Annotated in this window: 20 protein-coding genes and 1 pseudogene; 13 read left to right on the forward strand and 8 right to left on the reverse strand. The window is 60.6% G+C overall.

Translation table 11 applies throughout. The features are described 5' to 3' along the window. From AC07W0_RS25015 to AC07W0_RS25030, 4 genes and pseudogenes are all read left to right on the forward strand, one after another. Nucleotides 1-448, forward strand: a 448-nt coding sequence (locus AC07W0_RS25015; protein WP_218260426.1) for an FMN-dependent NADH-azoreductase, incomplete at its 5' end; no start/stop codon positions are given. Nucleotides 449-593: 145 nt separating this feature from the next. Then, nucleotides 594-910: pseudogene (locus AC07W0_RS25020) on the forward strand (site-specific integrase); the annotation flags it as partial. A gap of 20 nt (nt 911-930) precedes the next feature. Further along, entirely contained in the window at nt 931-2517 is a 1587-nt protein-coding gene (locus tag AC07W0_RS25025; RefSeq protein ID WP_026140064.1) for an ABC-F family ATPase, read from the forward strand. A 155-nt stretch (nt 2518-2672) separates the two neighbouring features. Continuing rightward, nucleotides 2673-3848, forward strand: coding sequence for an MFS transporter (locus AC07W0_RS25030; RefSeq protein WP_102618903.1), 1176 nt, complete (start codon nt 2673-2675; stop codon nt 3846-3848). Here the strand turns inward: AC07W0_RS25030 and AC07W0_RS25035 are convergent. Then, entirely contained in the window at nt 3842-4879 is a 1038-nt protein-coding gene (locus AC07W0_RS25035) for an alpha/beta hydrolase family protein (protein ID WP_102618902.1), read from the reverse strand. The genes AC07W0_RS25030 and AC07W0_RS25035 overlap by 7 nt on opposite strands. A 229-nt stretch (nt 4880-5108) precedes the next feature. Then, a complete protein-coding gene (locus AC07W0_RS25040; protein WP_017847257.1) occupies nt 5109-5720 on the reverse strand; it encodes an FMN-dependent NADH-azoreductase in 612 nt (203 codons plus the stop codon). Between the two features lie 124 nt (nt 5721-5844). Between AC07W0_RS25040 and AC07W0_RS25045 the strand changes: the two genes are divergently transcribed. Both AC07W0_RS25045 and AC07W0_RS25050 read left to right on the forward strand, forming a co-directional pair. Next, entirely contained in the window at nt 5845-6753 is a 909-nt protein-coding gene (locus AC07W0_RS25045) for a LysR substrate-binding domain-containing protein (protein ID WP_017847256.1), read from the forward strand. After that, nucleotides 6750-7106, forward strand: coding sequence for an MmcQ/YjbR family DNA-binding protein (locus AC07W0_RS25050; RefSeq protein WP_046383220.1), 357 nt, complete (start codon nt 6750-6752; stop codon nt 7104-7106). Before AC07W0_RS25045 ends, AC07W0_RS25050 begins: the two co-directional genes overlap by 4 nt. Here AC07W0_RS25050 and AC07W0_RS25055 read toward each other — a convergent pair. Both AC07W0_RS25055 and AC07W0_RS25060 read right to left on the reverse strand, forming a co-directional pair. After that, nucleotides 7095-7478 (reverse strand): DUF1294 domain-containing protein, encoded by a 384-nt coding sequence (locus AC07W0_RS25055; protein ID WP_017847254.1) that lies wholly within the window; start codon nt 7476-7478, stop codon nt 7095-7097. The genes AC07W0_RS25050 and AC07W0_RS25055 overlap by 12 nt on opposite strands. Next, entirely contained in the window at nt 7475-8305 is an 831-nt protein-coding gene (locus AC07W0_RS25060; RefSeq protein WP_046486484.1) for an undecaprenyl-diphosphate phosphatase, read from the reverse strand. Before AC07W0_RS25060 ends, AC07W0_RS25055 begins: the two co-directional genes overlap by 4 nt. A 230-nt stretch (nt 8306-8535) precedes the next feature. Between AC07W0_RS25060 and AC07W0_RS25065 the strand changes: the two genes are divergently transcribed. The 3 genes from AC07W0_RS25065 (at nt 8536) to AC07W0_RS25075 (ending at nt 11359) form a co-directional block, all read left to right on the forward strand. After that, a complete protein-coding gene (locus tag AC07W0_RS25065) occupies nt 8536-10170 on the forward strand; it encodes a methyl-accepting chemotaxis protein (protein ID WP_102618901.1) in 1635 nt (544 codons plus the stop codon). Nucleotides 10171-10277: 107 nt separating this feature from the next. Continuing rightward, nucleotides 10278-10844 (forward strand): nicotinamide riboside transporter PnuC, encoded by a 567-nt coding sequence (gene pnuC / locus AC07W0_RS25070; RefSeq protein ID WP_017847251.1) that lies wholly within the window; start codon nt 10278-10280, stop codon nt 10842-10844. Next, the gene (locus AC07W0_RS25075; RefSeq protein WP_102618900.1) at nt 10841-11359 is read left to right on the forward strand and encodes an AAA family ATPase; all 519 of its coding nucleotides are present in this window, start codon (nt 10841-10843) and stop codon (nt 11357-11359) included. The genes pnuC and AC07W0_RS25075 overlap by 4 nt, the downstream gene beginning before the upstream one ends. A gap of 109 nt (nt 11360-11468) precedes the next feature. Here AC07W0_RS25075 and ggt read toward each other — a convergent pair whose 3' ends face one another. Then, the gene (ggt, locus tag AC07W0_RS25080; RefSeq protein WP_017847249.1) at nt 11469-13193 is read right to left on the reverse strand and encodes a gamma-glutamyltransferase; all 1725 of its coding nucleotides are present in this window, start codon (nt 13191-13193) and stop codon (nt 11469-11471) included. 180 nt (nt 13194-13373) lie between these two features. Between ggt and AC07W0_RS25085 the strand changes: the two genes are divergently transcribed. Both AC07W0_RS25085 and AC07W0_RS25090 read left to right on the forward strand, forming a co-directional pair. Next, nucleotides 13374-14519 carry a MalY/PatB family protein gene (locus tag AC07W0_RS25085; RefSeq protein WP_046383215.1) on the forward strand — a complete coding sequence of 382 codons (1146 nt, stop codon included), beginning with the start codon at nt 13374-13376 and terminating at the stop codon, nt 14517-14519. A gap of 117 nt (nt 14520-14636) precedes the next feature. Further along, a complete protein-coding gene (locus tag AC07W0_RS25090; RefSeq protein ID WP_146013204.1) occupies nt 14637-15059 on the forward strand; it encodes a hypothetical protein in 423 nt (140 codons plus the stop codon). 515 nt (nt 15060-15574) lie between these two features. On the opposite strand, the gene AC07W0_RS25095 is transcribed toward AC07W0_RS25090, so the two are convergent. The 3 genes from AC07W0_RS25095 to AC07W0_RS25105 all read right to left on the reverse strand — a co-directional run bounded on the left by AC07W0_RS25095 (nt 15575) and on the right by AC07W0_RS25105 (nt 17556). Continuing rightward, complete coding sequence (locus AC07W0_RS25095) at nt 15575-15790, reverse strand: TOBE domain-containing protein (RefSeq protein ID WP_003173733.1); 216 nt, start codon at nt 15788-15790, stop codon at nt 15575-15577. Nucleotides 15791-16132: 342 nt separating this feature from the next. Continuing rightward, nucleotides 16133-17041, reverse strand: coding sequence for a FecR domain-containing protein (locus tag AC07W0_RS25100; protein WP_102618899.1), 909 nt, complete (start codon nt 17039-17041; stop codon nt 16133-16135). Beyond that, entirely contained in the window at nt 17038-17556 is a 519-nt protein-coding gene (locus AC07W0_RS25105) for a sigma-70 family RNA polymerase sigma factor (protein WP_046486489.1), read from the reverse strand. The genes AC07W0_RS25100 and AC07W0_RS25105 overlap by 4 nt, the downstream gene beginning before the upstream one ends. A gap of 359 nt (nt 17557-17915) precedes the next feature. Here AC07W0_RS25105 and AC07W0_RS25110 point away from each other — a divergent pair, with 359 nt between their 5' ends. Together AC07W0_RS25110 and AC07W0_RS25115 are read left to right on the forward strand one after the other, a co-directional pair. Continuing rightward, complete coding sequence (locus AC07W0_RS25110; RefSeq protein ID WP_079443666.1) at nt 17916-19166, forward strand: ribonucleotide-diphosphate reductase subunit beta; 1251 nt, start codon at nt 17916-17918, stop codon at nt 19164-19166. Nucleotides 19167-19221: 55 nt separating this feature from the next. After that, on the forward strand, nt 19222-19710 hold the full coding sequence (locus AC07W0_RS25115) for a DUF1289 domain-containing protein (protein ID WP_017848468.1): 489 nt from the start codon (nt 19222-19224) through the stop codon (nt 19708-19710). The last annotated feature ends 22 nt before the right edge of the window (nt 19711-19732 follow it).

Raw genomic sequence — 19732 nt, forward strand, 5'->3', positions numbered from 1 at the left:
CAGGCTTACTTCACCCCCGCCCCCCCAACATTCGCCTGAAATGAAAGCGGTGTTGCAACTATCCGATGAACTTGCGGCCGAGTTGCTGGAAACCGATCACTTGGTTATTTCAACACCCGTCTACAACTATAACGTCCCTGCGGCACTCAAGGCCTGGGTCGATCATGTGGTGCGTAAAGGCCTGACCCTGGGCGTTGATGGCAAAGGACTGGTGACCGGTAAAAAAGCAACAGTGCTGCTCGCCTCGGGAGGTGTATATACCGACGACTCGCCGATTAAAGACCGTGACATTGCGACCCACTATTTGAAACTGATCCTGAACGTCCTGGGTATCACTGACATAACCTTTATCGCGGCCGGCGGCGCTAAAACCGTAGATCTCGGAGAACTCAGCATGCAGGACTTTCTAGAGACATTTGATCATCAAATTCAAAAGTCGCTGGTTTAGACAGCTGTTTTCCTTAGCCATACGACTCTGCTCGATCGACTACGTGTGGTTAAACGGGGATTCACTTATGCGGCAGCAACTGAGCGGTACGCGTTTCGCTCTGCCCAAAAAGTTGCGACTCCGACTGGACCTTTTATCCGACTTGAAAATGCCGTTGATTTTCTCGCCACCGACGCACTCGGAGTGCATGAAGCAGACGACCGACCTGCACTACAGGTGACTCCAACACCGAAAGTGTTGAACATCCGTCGTCGACCGCCATACAACTGTCGTCACACCTATGCGACAATATGCAGTATGTCTGGCATGAACCCCGCCTTCATTTCCCAGCAGCTCGGCCATCGTGCGCAGATGCTGCTCTCGACTTATGCGCGTTGGATCAACCCAAGCTCGGACTGGAGCGAATCGGAAGAGCTCCAGATTGGTCCCAAATTGGTCCCAGCTCAAATAAGCGCACCCTAAGCTATTGATAGGTAAAGTAATTGATCTCCACAGCTAACATCACCATGCAGTTCGGCGCCAAGCCGCTCTTCGAGAATGTCTCGGTCAAATTCGGCGCCGGTAACCGTTATGGTTTGATCGGTGCCAACGGTTGCGGCAAGTCGACCTTCATGAAAATCCTCGGTGGCGACCTGGACCCGTCCGGCGGCCAGGTCATGCTGGAACCGAATGTGCGCCTGGGTAAACTGCGCCAGGACCAGTTCGCCTACGAAGAATTCACCGTGCTCGACACCGTGATCATGGGTCACGAAGAACTGTGGAAGGTCAAGGCCGAGCGCGATCGCATCTACTCGCTGCCGGAAATGAGCGAAGACGACGGCATGGCCGTGGCCGAGCTGGAAACCGAGTTCGCCGAGATGGACGGCTACACCGCCGAATCCCGCGCCGGTGAACTGCTGCTGGGCCTGGGTATCCCGCTGGAACAGCACTTCGGCCCGATGAGCGAAGTGTCCCCCGGCTGGAAACTGCGCGTATTGCTGGCCCAGGCGCTGTTCTCCGACCCTGAAGTGCTGTTGCTCGACGAACCGACCAACCACTTGGACATCAACACCATCCGCTGGCTGGAAAACATCCTGACCCAGCGCTCCAGCCTGATGATCATCATCTCTCACGACCGTCACTTCCTGAACAGCGTATGTACCCACATGGCTGACCTGGACTACGGCGAGTTGCGCCTGTTCCCGGGCAACTACGACGAGTACATGACCGTGGCGACCCAGTCCCGCGAGCAACTGCTGTCGGACAACGCCAAGAAAAAAGCGCAGATCTCCGAACTGCAATCCTTCGTCAGCCGCTTCTCGGCCAACGCCTCGAAAGCCAAGCAGGCCACTTCCCGTGCCAAGGCGATCGACAAGATCCAGCTGGCCGAGGTCAAGCCTTCGAGCCGTGTGAGCCCGTTCATCCGTTTCGAACAAACCAAAAAGCTGCACCGCCAGGCGGTCATCGTCGATCGCATGGCCAAAGGTTTCGACGGCAAGCCGCTGTTCAAGGACTTCAGCTTTCAGGTTGAAGCCGGCGAGCGCGTGGCGATCATCGGCCCGAACGGTATCGGCAAGACCACCCTGCTGCGCACCCTGGTCAACGAACTGACGCCGGATGCCGGCAGCATCAAGTGGACCGACGCCGCCGAACTGGGCTACTACGCCCAGGACCACGCCCACGACTTCGAAGACGACATGAGCCTGTTCGACTGGATGGGCCAGTGGACACAGGGCGAGCAAGTGATCCGCGGCACCCTGGGGCGCATGCTGTTTTCCAACGACGAGATCCTCAAGTCGGTCAAGGTCATCTCCGGTGGTGAGCAAGGCCGCATGCTGTTCGGCAAGCTGATCCTGCAAAAGCCGAACGTGCTGATCATGGACGAACCGACCAACCACTTGGACATGGAATCCATCGAAGCGCTGAACCTGGCACTGGAAAACTACCCGGGCACGCTGATCTTCGTCAGCCACGACCGTGAGTTCGTATCGTCCCTGGCCACCCGCATCATCGAGTTGAGCGCCAACGGCGTGATCGACTTCAGCGGCACCTATGACGACTACCTGCGCAGCCAAGGCGTGGTCTTCTAAGCACTGCGATCAGCTGTTAGCAACAAGAAAAAGCCCCGTCCACTGCGACGGGGCTTTTTGTATCTGTCGGTCAGCCGGGTTGATAGTTAGGGTGCTTTCTTTTCCCCCGAGCCCTTGCGATGATGCCCTCACCGCCCGCCCGCGAACGAGTGCTCATGTCTGCCGCCGCCCCGAGTTCACTGTCGATCACCCTGCAGATCGTCTCCATCGTCTTCTACACCTTTATTGCCTTTATCTGCATCGGCCTGCCGATCGCGGTGATCCCAGGCTACGTACACGAGCAACTGGGTTTCAGTGCGGTGGTGGCCGGGCTGACCATCGGTTCGCAATACCTCGCCACCCTGCTCAGCCGCCCCATGGCCGGGCGCATGTCCGATAGCGTGGGCACCAAACGTGCAATCGTGCTCGGCCTGGGCGGCATCCTGGTCAGCGGCGGGCTGACGCTGCTGGCAACACTGCTGCAAAGCCTGCCGCTGTTGAGCCTGGGCATCCTGATCGTCGCTCGTTTGTTGCTCGGCGTGGCCCAGGGCCTGATTGGGGTGGGCACCATCAGTTGGTGCATGGGCAAGGTCGGCGCCGAGCATACGGGGCGCTCGATTTCCTGGAACGGCATTGCGTCCTACGGCGCCATCGCGATTGGCGCGCCGCTGGGCGTGGTAATGGTCGCCGAATACGGCTACAACAGCCTTGGCATCGCCCTGTCGGTGCTGGCGGCGCTGGGCCTGGTGCTGATCCGCAATAAACCGTCAGTGCCGGTGGTCCGCGGCGAGCGCCTGCCGTTCTGGGCGGTGTTCGGGCGTATCGCCCCGTTTGGCGCCAGCCTGTGCCTGGCGTCCATCGGCTACGGCACCCTGACCACCTTTATCACCCTGTATTACCTCAATCGCGGCTGGGCTGGCGCGGCCTATTGCCTGACGGTATTTGGCGTGTGTTTCATCGTTTCGCGCCTGGTGTTTATCTCGGCCATCAGCCGCTTTGGCGGCTTCCGCGCGGCGATTGGGTGCATGATCATCGAGACCCTGGGCCTGACGCTGTTGTGGCTCGCGCCGTCTACCGGCGTGGCATTGATCGGTGCAGGGCTGACCGGCTTCGGTTTGTCGCTGGTGTACCCGGCGCTGGGCGTGGAAGCGATCAAGCAGGTGCCCAACAGCAGCCGTGGCGCGGGGCTGAGTGCCTACGCCGTGTTTTTCGACCTGGCCCTGGCGATTGCCGGGCCCTTGATGGGGGCGGTGGCGTTGAACCTCGGCTACGGCTGGATCTTCTTCTGCGCCGCACTGCTGTCGCTCAGCGCCTTGGGCGTGACTTTGTTGCTCAAACGTCGCGCTTACTGATCCGCCGTCTGCAGGCCGGCACGGGTGGATCGCCCGAGGGTGTGAGCGAAAAAGCGCCCGGCCTCGGAGGTCAGATCGCGGTGAATGCCTTCGCGGTCGACGCCATCGGCATCGGTGCAGATCGCCGGCATCAGCGCCAATTGATCGCTGTCGCAGGGCGCCATGAACACGAAATGCCCGGCCCCGGCCAGCAATTTGAAGTCCGGCGGTTCGGGCAGCTTGCGCGCCAGGGCGGCGGCGTTCTTGTCCACCGCCACCAGCTTGTCGCCATCACCGCTATAGAGCAGCACCGGCACGTGGACGTCGGCCAGGGTGTGGCGCCCGAACATCAAGCTCAGCGGCGCCATCAACATCAACGCGTGAATGCGTGGGTCGGCTTGTGGCTGCAAGTCATCACGGTCCACCACCAGCTCGCCTTTGGTGGTGCAGGCGTCGCGGTCTTCCGGACGCTCCTGGCAATAGCGGCGCAGGCGGTCGAAATCGGGCTTGGCGCCCGCCAGGATCAACGCGGTTTCGCCACCGGCCGAGTAGCCGATGACACCCACTTGGTCGACGTTGACGAACGGTGACAGCATCGAGTCGCCCAGGGTCGCGGTGATCGCTTCGGAAATCTGGATCGGCCGCCCATACAGGTTGCTCAACGTGCCCAGGCGGCTGTGATCCTTGTAGTTGTCGCCAGGGTGCAGCACCGCCACGACTACAAAGCCCTTGCGCGCCAGGGAGGTCGCCAGGTCATGCAGGGCCAGCGGCGTTCCTGTGTTGCCGTGGGACAGCATCAGCATCGGGAAACGGCCGATAGCGATCTTCGAATCTTCCGTGGCGGCCACGTGATATCCACCCACCCGGGTGGTGTGCTCAACGTCGGTGGACGGATAGAACGCGATGGCATTCATCGGCTGCAGATCCAGCGGGTCGAGAAAACTCATGCGGTGGAAGCCCACACTCCAATGCGGGTGCGGCGCAGGCGCGGCGTGCACTGAAACCAGGCCGCCAAGCAGGGAAAGAACCAAAACAGTACAAAGACGCATCATGAGGATGTCCACCTTTGCTGCGCGATAACCGGCATGTCTATTCAAGATGTCCATGGTTCAAGGTACTCGCACCGAGTGATAAACCCATGCGTGCATAACCTGGGCCAAAGTAAAGACAGCGGGCCAACGAAAAAACTCCGTACTCCGGTCGCGTTCAGGCGAGCAGAATACAGAGTTTAGGCGCCCGGCTTCAGATTGAAACCGAGCAACAGCGAAATTTACACAAGCCTTACGCGGCGGCGAACAATTGTTCGTTGATGACAACGTTGGCGTCGCTCAGGGACTTGCTGCGGAACTCATCGCCATACGCCAGGCCCTGGGCGCGGACGAATTCGATGTCGGTGATGCCGAGGAAGCCCAGCATGACTTTCAAGTATTCCTCGTGGGCCACGCCGGTTGCCTGGCCAACATGCAGGCCGCCGGACGTGGAGACGATGATGACTTTCTTGTTGCCGCACAGGCCTTCCGGGCCGGCTTCGGTGTAACGGAAGGTCTGGCCGGCCACTGCAATGCGGTCGATCCAGGCCTTGAGCTGGGACGGGATGGTGAAGTTGTACATCGGTGCGCCCAGCACCACGGCGTCGGCGGCGAGGAATTCAGCCAGGGTCGACGCGCTGAGGTCGGCTTCGTGCTGCTGCGCGGCGTCGCGCAGTTCGGCCGGCGTGCCCAGCGCAGCCAGGGTGGCGCCGGAGAAGTGGTTGATAGCTTCGCTGGCCAGGTCACGGTAAGTCACTTCCACACCCGGCTCGGCCGCTTGCCAGGCCTTGACCACGCCGGCGCTGAGCTGGCGCGAAGCCGAGTTGTCGCCGAGGATGCTGGAATCGATGTGCAACAGTTTCATGGGTAAGCTCCAAATAAGATCAGCGGTGCGAATCAGATGGTGTTAAGCCTACGCATGAAACCAATAGCCGATAAGGTAGTTGAAATGCGATAGTTCGTCCTACTGACAGGACAATAGGCCGAGCATGCAAGACCTCAATGACCTCTACTATTTCGCCAAAGTCGTGGAAGCCGGCGGCTTCGCGGCGGCCGGGCGCCTGCTGGGGATTCCCAAGTCACGCCTGTCGCGGCGGATCGCCGAGCTGGAAGAACGCCTTGGCGCGCGCCTGCTGCAGCGCACCACCCGGCAACTGACCCTGACCGCCGTCGGCGAGCGTTACCTGCGCCATTGCCAGGCGATGCTGCTGGAAGCGGAAATGGCCGATGAAGCCGTGGCCAGCATGTCCAGCGAACCCCGCGGGCGGCTGCGGGTCAGTTGCCCGGTGGGCATGGCCCAGCACATCCTGCCGGAGCTGGTCGCCGGGTTTCTCGCCGCCCACCCCCAGGTGCAGCTGGAAATGACCCTGGTCAACCGCCGCGTCGACCTGGTGGCCGAAGGCATTGACGTGGCGTTGCGGGTGCGCGAGCTCGGCGATGAAGACCCGCTGCTGGTCACCAAGCGCCTGCGCCAGGCCCAAACGCTGCTGGTCGCCAGCCCGGACTTCATGCGCGGCCGACAGGTCGACAACCTCGACGACCTCAAACAATTGCCGGTGCTCGGCGCCCTGGAAGCCGACCGCATGGTCCACCTGCGCCTGCTCGACCCCCAAGGCAACGCCGAAGACCTGGTGATGGAAGCCCGCCTGGGCATCGATGATTTCATCGTGCGCAAAGCCAGCGCACTCAAGGGCCTGGGCTTCACCGTGCTGCCGATGATGTATTGCGAAGAAGAACTGGCCAGCGGCCAACTGGTGCAACTGCTGCCGCAATGGTCGCTGCCGGGCGGCTGGTTGCAGGCCGTGTACCCGCATCGCCGTGGCGTGCTGCCGGCGATTCGTGCGTGGATCGATTACCTGGAAGAAGGCTTTAAAAGCTGTGGAGACCGCCTGTTATGAGCATGACCGAAGAACAAGTCGCGCACTTCTGCCTGAGCCTGCCCGGCGCGCGGGAAGACTATAAATGGGGTGGCGTGCGAGTGTTTTCGATTGCCGGCAACAAGATGTTCGCCTTGCAGAACCTGCGGGGTGACTCGTTGGCGTTCAAGGTCGACAAGGAACTGTTCCTCGGCCATGTGGACCGCCCGGGCATCCACCCGGCGCCGTACCTGGCGCGCGCGCAGTGGATCATCATGAACACGCCCTACCCGCTGGGCACCGAGGAGTTGCGTGGCCTGTTGCAGCGATCTCACCAGTTGGTGGTGAGCAAGTTGCCCAAGCGCACGCAGGTCGGGTTGTTGCTAGAGGACTGACCCCAGCGTGCCGCTGAGGAACAACTGGTCAAGCCAGAACACCTGATGCAACAGCACGATTGCCCAGAACAGCACCTGATACGAGACCTTGCGCGTCTTGTGCCGGAACACCTGCTGGGCAATCAGCGCCCCCGGCCATCCGCCCGCCAGCTCGACGGCGTGCAGGATGTTTTCGGGAATGCGCCGAGCGTCGGTACGCGCCTTGTGCTTGTCGCTCCAGTACAGCAAAAACGCAATCACGCTGACCACGCCATAGGCCGCCAGCGGCAGCACGGTCTCGCCGCGATGCCACACCAATACCGAGCCCAATAACGGCGCCGCGCACAACAGCGCAAAGATCAGCGCCTTCAGGCGTGGGTGCTGAATCATCATGCCTTGGCCGCAGACCAATCGATCCAGCCGAACTGCCAGGTCGCCAGGATCAGCAAGCCGAATGCAATCCGATACCAGGCAAATGCCGCATAGCTATGGCTGGCGATGAACTTGAGCAGGCCCTTGACCGCAATCATCGCGAAGATGAACGAGGTGACAAACCCGATGGCAAACACCGGCAGGTCAGCCGGCTGGAACAGGTCGCGGTACTTGTAGCCCGAATACACCGCCGCACCGACCATGGTCGGCATGGCCAGGAAGAACGAAAACTCAGTGGCGGCCTTGCGCGACAGGCCGAACAGCAGGCCGCCGATAATGGTCGAGCCCGAGCGCGAGGTGCCCGGGATCATCGCCAGGCACTGGGCAAAACCGACCTTGAGCGCGTCCTTCCAACTGATCTCATCAACGCTCTCGGCATGCACTTCATGCTCGCGCCGCTCGGCCCACAACATCACGATGCCGCCCACCACCAACGCCGTGGCGACGGTGATCGGGTTGAACAGGTAATGGTGAATCAGGTCGGCGAAAATCACCCCCAGCACCACGGCCGGCAGGAATGCGATCAGCAGGTTGACGGTAAAGCGCTGCGCATTGCGCTGGGTCGGCAAACCGGTCACCACGTCGAGGATCTTGCGGCGAAACTCCCAGACCACCGCCAGAATCGCACCGAGCTGAATGATGATGTTGAACGCCATGGCGCGTTCGCCACCAAAGTCGAGCAAATCGGCGACGATAATCTGGTGGCCGGTACTGGAGATCGGCAAAAACTCCGTCAGCCCTTCTACCACGCCGAGTATCAACGCCTGTGCGGCGGTCCACAAATCCATACGTCCCCCAAAGGTCTTGTTCTAAGACAAGCCTCGTTAGTCTTTTTAATGGTTCACTGACGACGAGCGCACAAAAAGGCCCGGTGCTGATAATCAACGCCGGTCTGCAAAAATTCCGTGAAAAATCAGGCAGTACTCAGGTTTTTCGATTTCAGGCCGAAAGCCTATCAGACAAGGCGTAAAAGTCGATGCAGCGCCGACAATTATAAAAAGCACGGAGTGACAGGACGATGAACAGTTTACGCAATATGTCGATCAGCCGCCGTCTCTGGTTGATCCTGGTAGTTGCCGTGTTGATGCTGTTGGCCCTGGGTTTGCTGATGCTCAAACAGATCCATGACGACCTCTATGAAGCCAAAAGCCTGCAGACCCGACACGTCGTACAGACCGCCAGTGGAATCCTGACGTTTTATCACAGCCTCGAAACCAGCGGCGTCATGCCCCGTGAAGCGGCACAAAAACAAGCCCTGAGCGCGGTGCGCGGCCTGCGCTATAACAAAGACGAATATTTCTGGATCAACGACCTGACGCCGGTGATGATCATGCACCCGGCCAACCCCAAGCTCGATGGCCAGAACCTCTCGTCGATTCGCGACCCGGACGGCTTTGCGATATTCAACGAGTTCGTGAGCCTGGCCAAGGCCAAGGGTGCCGGTATCGTCAATTACCGTTGGCCGAAGCCGGGTGCCGATACGCCGATAGAAAAAACCTCGTATATCCAGTTGTTCGAACCGTGGGGCTGGATCATCGGCTCCGGCGTGTATGTGGATGACGTGCAAGCCGAATTCAACGCGCAAGTGTGGAAAGCCTCGGGTGTCGGCCTGGGCATCGCCGTGGTCATGGCCCTGCTGGTTTCGTTGATTGTGCGCAGCATCGTGCGCCCGCTGCAGGCCGCCGTGAATGCCATGGCCAGTATCGCCAGCGGCGAGAGCGACCTGACGCGCAGCCTCGACACCCATGGCCGCGACGAAGTCACTCAACTGTCCCAGCACTTCAACAGCTTCACCGCCAAGCTGCGCCACGTCGTCGGCCAGTTGCAGATGTGCGCCAATGCGCTGGGCCAGTCCTCCACTGAGCTGGGCAACAACGCCAGCCAGGCCCACGACCGCAGCCAGCAACAGTCGCAACAGATGGAACTGGTGGCCACCGCGATCAATGAAGTCACCTACGGCGTGCAGGACGTGGCCAAGAACGCCGAGCATGCCGCCAGCGAAATGCGCGATGCCCAGGCCCAGGCCGAGCAAGGCCAAGTGAACATCGACAGCAGCTTGCAGCAGATCGACCAACTGTCCACCACCATCAGCCAGGCCGTGGAAGTGATTCGCACCCTGTCGAGCGAAAGCACGCAGATCGGTGGCGTGCTCGAAGTGATCCGCTCCATCGCTGACCAGACCAACCTGCTCGCCCTCAACGCCGCCATCGAAGCCGCGCGTGCCGGTGAGCAAGGCCGCGGGTTTGCGGTGGTGGCGGACGAAGTGCGGCTGCTGGCCCAACGCACGCAGAAATCCACTGCTGAAATCCAGGTCATGATCGAGCGTCTGCAAGGTCACTCGGAAGCGGCGGTCAAGGTCATCAGCGACAGCCACAGCGCGTCGCAACTGACCATCGAACAGGCCGGCCAGGCCGGGGCCAGCCTCACTGCCATCGGCCAGGCCCTGCGCAACCTCAATGGGCTGAATGCCTCGATCGCCAGCGCCACCCTGCAACAGGCCCACGTGGTCGAGGACATCAACCAGAACGTGACCCAGGCCGCCGGGTTGTCCCACAACACGGCAGTGGCGGCCGAACAGTCCAGCGTGGCCAGCGCACACTTGCGCGGGTTGAGCGAGCAGCTCGACGGCCTGCTGCGTCAATTCAAAGTCTGACGCCACTCAAACTGTGGGAGGGGGCTTGCTCCCTCCCACATTTGCCTTCCTGTGTTTTGAAGATTGGTTACAATCCCCGCCCTTTCCCTCTCTCCCAAGGAACCACCATGTCCGGGCTTGAACTGTTCGCCGCCGCGCTGGGGGTGATCGCTGTCTGGCTGACGGTCAAACAAAACCCCTGGTGCTGGCCCATCGGCCTGGTGATGGTGCTGCTCTACACCTGGGTGTTCTACGACGTGAAACTCTATTCCGACATGCTGTTGCAGGTGGTCTACGCCGCCCTGCAAGTCTACGGCTGGTGGCAGTGGACCCGACGCGCCGGGGACATCAAGCCAGGTCGCCAAGTCACCAGCCTGGGCTGGTCCGCGATCCTTACCAGCCTGGCTATCGGCGCGGTCGGCAGCCTGTTGCTCGGCGCCGCCATGGCTCACTGGACCGACGCCGCCCAACCCTGGCTCGACGCCGCCCTCACCGGCTTCAGCCTGGTGGCGCAGATGTGGATGGCGCAAAAGCGCGTGCAGTGCTGGCCATTGTGGATTGTCGTAGATGTGATTTTCGTCGGGCTGTTCCTCTATAAAGGCCTCTACCTCACCGCCGCGCTCTATGCGCTGTTCACCGCGATCGCCGTGCAAGGCTGGCGCGAATGGCGTGCCGACGCGGCGTTGCGCGCATGAAGGTGGTGGTCCTGGCCGGCCCCGAATCCAGCGGTAAAAGCTGGTTGGCCGCGCAGTTGCAAATGCAGTTCGGCGGGCTGATGGTGGGCGAGTACGTGCGGCACTTCATCGACCACCATCAGCGCGACACCACGCTGGCCGACATCCCGGCCATCGCCCGTGGACAACTGGCCTGGGAAGATGCCGCCCGCGCCGAGCGCCCTGCGCTGTTGATCCTCGACACGCACCTGCTGACCAACAGACTCTGGAGCCAGACCCTGTTCGGCGACTATCCGACATGGCTCGACGACGAACTGCTGGCCCGCCACTACGACCTGCACCTGCTGCTGTCCCCCGACGACGTGGAATGGACCGCCGACGGCCAGCGTTGCCAGCCGGAACTGGCCGACCGCCAGGCGTTTTTCCAGCACAGCCTGGATTGGATGCAGCAGCATCGCCAGGCCCTGGTGGTGATCAGGGGAAATTGGGAAGAACGCCGCGCCAAAGCCTTCGCAGCCGTCAAACAGATACTGTAGGAGCGAGCTTGCTCGCGAAAAACGCAAGAACACCGCGTTAATCCAGAATACCCGCGTTATCGTTGACGCTCTTCGCGAGCAAGCTCGCTCCTACAGTGAGTTGCGGCGCTTAGTAGCCCAGGGACAGGCCGGTATTGCGACGCGGGTCGTTGGCCCCATAGAAACGGTTGTTGCCGACCGGCTTGCCGTCCAGGGATGGCGCGCCCACCAGGATCGCCGCCAAGTGGTTGGCATCCTGTGGCCCGGCAAACTTGTGGCCCCAGCTCTCAAGGATCTTCTGCGTATCCGGGCTGACCGCGAAGGTCTCGAGGTTGGTGGTGTCCGGCATCCACTGCTGGTGGAAACGCGGCGCGTCGACGGCCTCCTGGATGTTCATCTTGTAATCGATGACGTTGAGAATCGTCAGCAAGGTCGCGGTAATGATGCGACTGCCGCCCGGCGTGCCGACCACCATCACGGCCTTGCCATCCTTGGTCACGATGGTCGGGCTCATCGACGACAGCGGCGCCTTGCCCGGTGCGATGGCGTTGGCTTCACCCTGGACCAGGCCGTACATGTTCGGCACGCCGACCTTGACGGTGAAATCGTCCATTTCATCGTTGAGAATCACCCCGGTCTTGCTCGCCATCACGCCGGCACCGAACCAGTCATTGAGGGTGTAGGTCACCGAGACCGCGTTGCCCCACTTGTCGACGATGGAATAGTGGGTGGTGTTGTTGCCTTCATGGGGCGCTACTCCCGGTTTGATCGCCTGGGAGTCGCCGGCCTTGTTCGGCTCGATGGCGTCCCGCAGTTTCGTGGCGTAGTTTTTGTCCAGCAGGTGTTCGATCGGGTTCTTGACGAAGTCCGGATCGCCGAGGTAGCTGTTGCGATCCACATACGCGTGGCGCATGGCTTCGATCTGGTAGTGCAGGCCCTGGGCCGAGTGGTAGCCCAGGTCGGCCATCGGGTAGCCTTCGAGGATGTTCATGATCTGGCAGATCACCACGCCACCGGAGCTCGGCGGCGGTGCCGAGACCACGTGGTAGCCCCGATAGTCGCACTCGATGGGCGCCAGTTCACGGGTCTTGTACTTGTCGAGGTCGGCCTGGGTGATGATGCCCTTGCCGGCCTGGCTGGAATCCACCAACGCCTTGGCGACCCAGCCTTTATAGAAACCGTCGCTGCCCTTGGCGGAGATTTCCTTGAGGGTCTTGGCCAGGTCTTTCTGCACCAGCTTCTGGCCGACCTGCAACGGCTGGCCGTTGTGCAGGAAGATTGCGCGCAGGTCCTTGTCTTTTTCGAACTCGCCGGTGGCGGTGTGCAGCAGGTCGATATCACCCTGCTCCAGCGCGAAGCCGTTTTCCGCCAGCTTGATCGCCGGGGCAATCACCTGGGCGCGCTTGAGGGTGCCGTATTTGCTCAGGGCCAGCTCCATGCCGGACACGGTGCCGGGGACGCCGACGGCCAGGTGGCCCTTGGCGCTCAGGCCTTCGACGACGTTGCCGGCCTTGTCCAGGTACATGTCGGCGGTGGCGGCCAGCGGGGCTTTTTCGCGGAAGTCGAGGAAGGTCTTGCGCCCGTCGGCCAGTTGCACGGTCATGAAGCCGCCGCCGCCCAGGTTACCCGCCGCCGGGTACACCACTGCCAACGCGTAGCCCACGGCCACGGCGGCATCCACCGCGTTGCCGCCGGCCTTGAGCACATCCACACCGACATGCGTGGCCAAATGCTGGGCCGTTACCACCATGCCATTTTCACCGGCCACCGGGGCCTGGGAGGCGGCTTGCACGCCGCTGACCGTCAATACCAGCGCAGTGGCAATCAAAGTACGGCTGAAGGGTTGGTATTTCATCCTTGGCTACTCGGGTTATTGAGATGCACCAAAATAGCCCGACTTGGATGCAATCCCCAGCGCAGTGGCGTTTTTATGACAGAACCTGTCGGTCACGGAACGATTCAGCGCTGGCCTCGACGGCCAATGGCGCTAGAATCGGCGCCATTCTTCACCTGACTCTCCGACACGAGCCTCCCCATGAGCTTTGATTTCGACACGATCCACCCCCGCCTCGGCACCGGCAGCACCAAGTGGAACCGTTACCCGCCCGACGTGTTGCCGATGTGGATCGCCGACATGGACATCGCCGCGCCACCCGCCGTGCTTCAAGCCCTGCACCAGCGTCTCGACCAGCAGATTCTCGGCTACAGCGTGGCCGGCCCGGACGTGCGCGCGGCCATCGTTGCCGACCTGTGGGCCAAATACGCCTGGCGCGTGCAACCGGACGAATTGCTGTTTCTGCCCGGGGTAGAACCCGGTTTCAATATGGCGCTGCATGCCTTCGTGCAGCCCGGCCAAGCGGTGGTGCTGCAAACCCCCAACTATCGGCCGATTCGCCTGGCGCCCGGAAACTGGAACCTGCCGCGCATCGAAGTGCCGTTCAAGCTGGTCAACGCGCAGTACATCACACCGATGCCGCTGCTGCGCCAGGCGCTGACAGGGGCCGGCGCATTATTGCTGAGCAACCCGCACAACCCGGTGGGCAAAGTCTTCCCCCGCGAAGAACTGCTCGCAGTGGCCAATGCCTGCCTGGAACAGGGCGCGCTGATCATCAGCGATGAAATCCACGCCGAGCTGTGCTTCGACGGCCGTCGCCACATCCCCACCGCCAGCCTCAGCCCGGAAATCGCCCAGCGCACCATCACGCTGATGTCCGCGAGCAAGGCCTACAACGTGGCCGGCCTGAAGACCTGTTTTGCCGTAGTGCAAAACGCCGAGATGCGCGAGCGCTTCAACCAGGCGCGTTGCGGCATGGTCGACAGCGTCAGCCCCCTGGGCCTGGAAGCCACCCGCGCGGCCTACAGCCAATGCAGCGACTGGCTCGAGGCATTGCTGCAGTACTTGCAGGCCAACCGCGACTACCTGCTCGACGCGGTAAAAACCCGCCTGCCCGGCGTGGTCATGCATGCGCCTCAAGGCACCTTTCTGGCGTGGCTGGATTGCAGCGCCCTAGGCCTGGACGACCCGCAACAGTTCTTCCTGGAACAGGCCAAGGTCGGTTTGAGCGCGGGGATCGAATTCGGCGATGACTGCCAGCAGTTCGTGCGCCTGAACTTCGGCTGCCCGCGGGCGTTGCTGGAAGAGGGTCTGCAGCGGATGGAACGCAGCTTGCTCACCCGTTAAAACTGACTGGCCCCTTCCCGGGGCCAGTCGTTCGATGGTGTTGACCCACCCTTGGGCGTGCGTCAGGTTTGAGGATGACCAGTTTCAACCTTCACACTGCTCACCTGCACAGTCCGGATGGATGAGCCCGCTTGGCGTGGCGCATTTATCACCATAGTCACACCGTCGTTGGTGATGAACATTGGTCGTGCCCGATCATCCTCCGTATCGCTGGAAAAGGCATTGTTGAAGACAAGTGCGCGGCTATTCCACGGCGTATCGCCGCTCGTATCAAGGGATAAATCACCGGTGGGCGAAACACGCCAGCCAGAGTTGACCGTTGAGCGTGAACATATGGTTCTCATCATTACCCTGGATAAAACTTTGCAGTCGTTCAACCGTAGTCACATTGGAAAAAGACTGGAAATGCGCGATTTTCTTCAGCCCTTCCGTATTCGATTCCTGGGTTTTTATCGAGATCGTATTCGTCTTGAAGTTAACGACGTGCCCCGCGTATCGGGCTACTTTGTCCGCTCCATCTTCTTTATAGGGGGTCGTTAGTATGATATTATCGACTTAAGTTCCCTGTATAGATGAATGCCTTGATCGGAAAACACTAGCAAAGCAAAAAGCATTCAACTGTCAGACTTATCTATTTACCGTCATTATCGTTTGATAACAATATATTTCGACTGCACGCCTGAAACTCAAACACTAAAGAATACGCGCGACCAATGCCCTTGCCCCCTTCCACCCAAGATCGGTACGCAGCTCCATACGCGGCTCAAAAACAGCGCCAACAGTAAGAAGGTCGAAACCCACAACGACACTCCCAAACTGTTTGACTACCTGCAGCGCCCCCTCACTAAGTTCCAGGCATTTATCTTATTTTATACCCTGCACCAACGCTCATAAAAACCATGCACCCTTTGAATACTCCGACAGGTTCGACTCAGCCAGGACTTCGAGTCCCTCTGCGGCGTAGTTGCCAGCCAGAACGCCGGCGACCAGAGCCTCGGCGTCAACAGCGCCGCCATCGCCGGCAAGCGGGCGCCTACAGTGAATTACGCAAGTCTTTAGAGTTTGGCGATGGAAACTTCAGTCGATTTCACAAAGGCAATCACTTCACTGCCCACCTTCAACTCCAGGTCACGCACCGAGCGCGTAGTGATCACTGAAGTAACGATGCCGGACGCGGTCTGCACGTCGATTTCCGACACCACTTCCCCCAGCAGAATCTCCTTGATCACGCCCTTGAACTGATTACGCACGTTGATCGCTTTAATGGTCATGTCGGCTTTCCTTTTGGCTGTTAGGTCGATCTGCACGAATGTGCAGAGCCTCAAAGTGCGCCACCCACAAAAACATTAAAAGGAATATATAACTATTTGTTTATTCCATGCGGGTATATCAAGACTGTTTCACCGCCAACAGTCGATCAACAGCTTGCCCTCCCCGCTACAGCCTTCTCCGCTCGAAACCACGTAAACATGCGTGGGTGGCCTTGCAACCACGCGAAGCCGTCAGCCTGCTGGGCCCCAGTGTCTGAAACCTTCCGTCGAAACGAAACAAAACAAAACAAAACAAAACAAAACAAAACAAAACAACTGCCACATTTTTGATCGCCAGTGTCTTCAAGTGAGTGTGACCCAATACCGCGTCCGCGCCTGCACCTCGAACCCTAGACTCGAGGCCAGCAGGCTGAGGATTCGGTCGGTGTCATCCAGGCGAAAACTGCCCGTCACCCGCAACGTCTCCAGGTTCGGCGCCCAGCGCAACACGCCTGGGCGATAGCGCGCCAGCTCGCGCAGAAAATCCCCCAGCGCCTGGTTCTGTGCGGTCAGCACGCCGTCGCGCCAGCCCAGTTGCAACACATCGAACGGCGCCCGCGCACCGAGCCCGCCGGCGCTTAATGGCGCTTGCTGGCCGTCCTGCAACGTCGCCAGTTGCCCGTTCACGTCGCGCACCTGCACGCGGCCCTTGAGCACCGACACCCGGCAGCCGGCAGCCAGTTGGCGCACGCACACCTCGGCCTGACTGACCCGCACCTCGCCGTAGCGCGTGCGTAGCGTCATCGCGTGTGCGCCCGGCACGTTCAGCGCCAGTTCGCCGTCCACCAGCGTGATGCGCCGTTGCGCCGGGTCCACATCCACGGCCGTGGCGGTGTTCAGTTGCAGGCTGCCGCCCTCGGCCAACGGCAGGCGCCTGCGCTCGCCGGTGGCGGTGTGCAGGTCGGCGCGCCAACTATCTATAGGTAACTGGCGACTGATCAACCAGGCCGTCGGCACCAGCGCCGCCACGCCCAACGCACGCTTGAGCAACGCCCGCCGCCCCACTTGCGGGCGGTCGAGGCTGGCCATTGCCAACGCCTGGGGCAGCGCGCTGAAGCGCTGGCGCAGGGCCTGGGCTTTCTGCCAGGTGTGTTCGTGCTGCGGATGACTGTCGCGCCAGTGCTGCAACGCGGCATGATCGCGTTCAGTGGCCGCCCCCGATTCCAGCAGCGCCAGCCATTGCGCGGCCGCTCGCGCAACCTCACGGTTCACAGGTCCACCAGCAGGCAATGTTCATAGGCTTGCGCCATGTAACGCTTGACCGTGCGCTCCGACACCTCAAGCCGCTCGGCAATCTCTCGATAGCCCAGGCCCTCCAGCTGACTCCAGAGAAACGCCCGGCGCACCAGTACAGGCAAGCCGTCGAGCAATTCATCCAGGGCTTGCAGGGTTTCCAACACCAGCCAGCGCTGCTCGGGAGATGGCACGCAGGCTGGCGGCAGGTTGCCGAGTGCGGTCAGATAAGCCTGCTCAAGGCTGCGTCGCTGATGAAAATTGACCAGCAGGCGCTTGCCCACCGTCACCAGATAGGCCCGCGGTTCCTGCATCTGCGCGAGCGGCTGGGCACTGGCGAGCACCCGCACGAAAGTGTCCTGGCTCAGGTCAGCCGCATCCCAGGCATTGCCCAGGCGCCGCCGCAGCCAGCTTTCCAACCAACTGCGATGGTCGCGATACAGGCTCGACAACGTCGGTTCGGCGGCGTGCGAAGGGACAACAGCATCATTCATGGCAAGCAACCTGCGCAGCGCGATTGAGTCTCAAATGAGATTAATTCTAATTAATATCGCGGCGAGACACCACGTTCTTTTCAACGGGGCGTTCATACGGGCATCAAAGGCCAGTGAACCCAGGCTTTGCCACCACAGGTGTGCCTGGCAGCGACCTAAAACCGCACACGTTGTCCGTTGACCATGCTGATCACACCCCATATAGTGTGCCCACACCAACAAACAACCACTACATAGTGTGCGAACTCGTAAAATGCTGACCACACTATGCGCAGTATTTCAATGCCTTGAAGCCTGCAAATCACTTATTTTTGGACGGGTTCACACACCGTCAGCACAGACCAGGAAGGAGTATTTCAATGCTGAGTTGGGATGAAGTCGACAACGAAGACACCGGTGCAGCGGTGATCAGAGGCGCCAACGCCGGCCACGCCACCGAAGCCAACATGGACCGCCTCGACGGTGCCGGCGCCGCTGCCGCCATCGAAGCCCGCGCCGTCACCGCCAACGACTCCGCCGCGATCATCCGCGCCAAGGCTGCCCTCGACAAACTCGACATCGCCGAAGGCCTCGCCGAGCTCGAAGGCGCTTCCGCCCGCGTCGCTGTCGACGAAAAGCGCATGATCAACTGCCGCGCCGACCTCAACCAGCTCGTGCCCTTCAAGTACGACTGGGCCTGGCAGAAATACCTCGACGGCTGCGCCAACCACTGGATGCCGCAAGAGGTCAACATGACCGCCGACATCGCGCTGTGGAAAAACCCCGAAGGCCTGACCGACGACGAGCGTCGCATCGTCATGCGCAACCTCGGCTTCTTCTCCACCGCCGACTCGCTGGTCGCCAACAACCTGGTCCTGGCCGTGTACCGCCTGATCACCAACCCGGAGTGCCGCCAGTACATCCTGCGCCAGGCCTTCGAAGAAGCGATCCACACCCACGCCTACCAGTACTGCATCGAATCGCTGGCCATGGATGAAGGCGAGATCTTCAACATGTACCACGAGATCCCATCGGTCGCGAAAAAAGCCGCCTGGGGCCTGAAATACACGCGCTCCATCTCCGACCCGAAATTCGAAACCGGCACCGTCGACACCGACAAAGAGCTGCTGCGCAACCTGGTCGCCTACTACTGCGTACTGGAAGGCATCTTCTTCTATTGCGGCTTCACCCAGATCCTCTCCATGGGCCGCCGCAACAAAATGACCGGCGTGGCCGAGCAGTTCCAGTACATCCTGCGCGACGAGTCGATGCACCTGAACTTCGGCATCGACGTGATCAACCAGATCAAAATCGAAAACCCACACCTGTGGGACGCCGAGATGAAGGAAGAAGCGACCCAGATGATCCTGCAAGGGACCCAACTGGAGATCGAATACGCGCGCGACACCATGCCACGCGGTGTACTCGGCATGAACGCGGCGATGATGGAGGACTACCTCAAGTTCATCGCTAACCGTCGTCTGTCGCAGATCGGTTTGAAGGAAGAGTATCCAGGGACGACTAACCCGTTCCCATGGATGAGCGAGATCATGGACTTGAAGAAAGAGAAGAACTTCTTTGAGACCCGTGTGATCGAGTACCAGACTGGCGGTGCGTTGAGCTGGGATTGATTGAAAAAAACGGCCCCTTCAGGGGCCGTGTTGTTTCACCTGTCGATGTTTTTTTATGCCCAATCAAACCATCAAGACCCCCTGCGTCGGCCTGTGCTCCACCGTTTACGGTGATCTGGTCTGCCGCGGGTGCAAGCGTTATCACCATGAAGTCATCCAGTGGAATGGCTACAACGCCGAGGAAAAACAGGCGGTGTGGCTGCGCCTTGAGCAACTGCTGGTGCAGGTGATGGCCTCCAAGCTGGACGTGTTCGACCCACAGCGCCTGCGCCAGCAACTGGAAAGCCGCAAGATTCGCTTTATGCCGCATCAGTCGCCGTATTGCTGGGCCTACCAGTTGATTGCCCGGGGTGCGCGGGTGATTACCAGGCTGGATGCATATGGCCTGGTGTTGCTGCCGGAGTTTCGCGAGCACAGCCTGGCGGATTTGCGCGATGGAATTGATCGCGAGTTTTTCCTGCTGTCCGAGGCGCATTACCAGCGGTATATCGCCCCCGTGTTCCTGAAAGAGGCCTTTGGGCCAGCCCTGATCGCCACGCTCTAAATGATGTGGGAGGGGGCTTGCT

The organism is Pseudomonas sp. GW704-F2 (genome assembly GCF_059423025.1).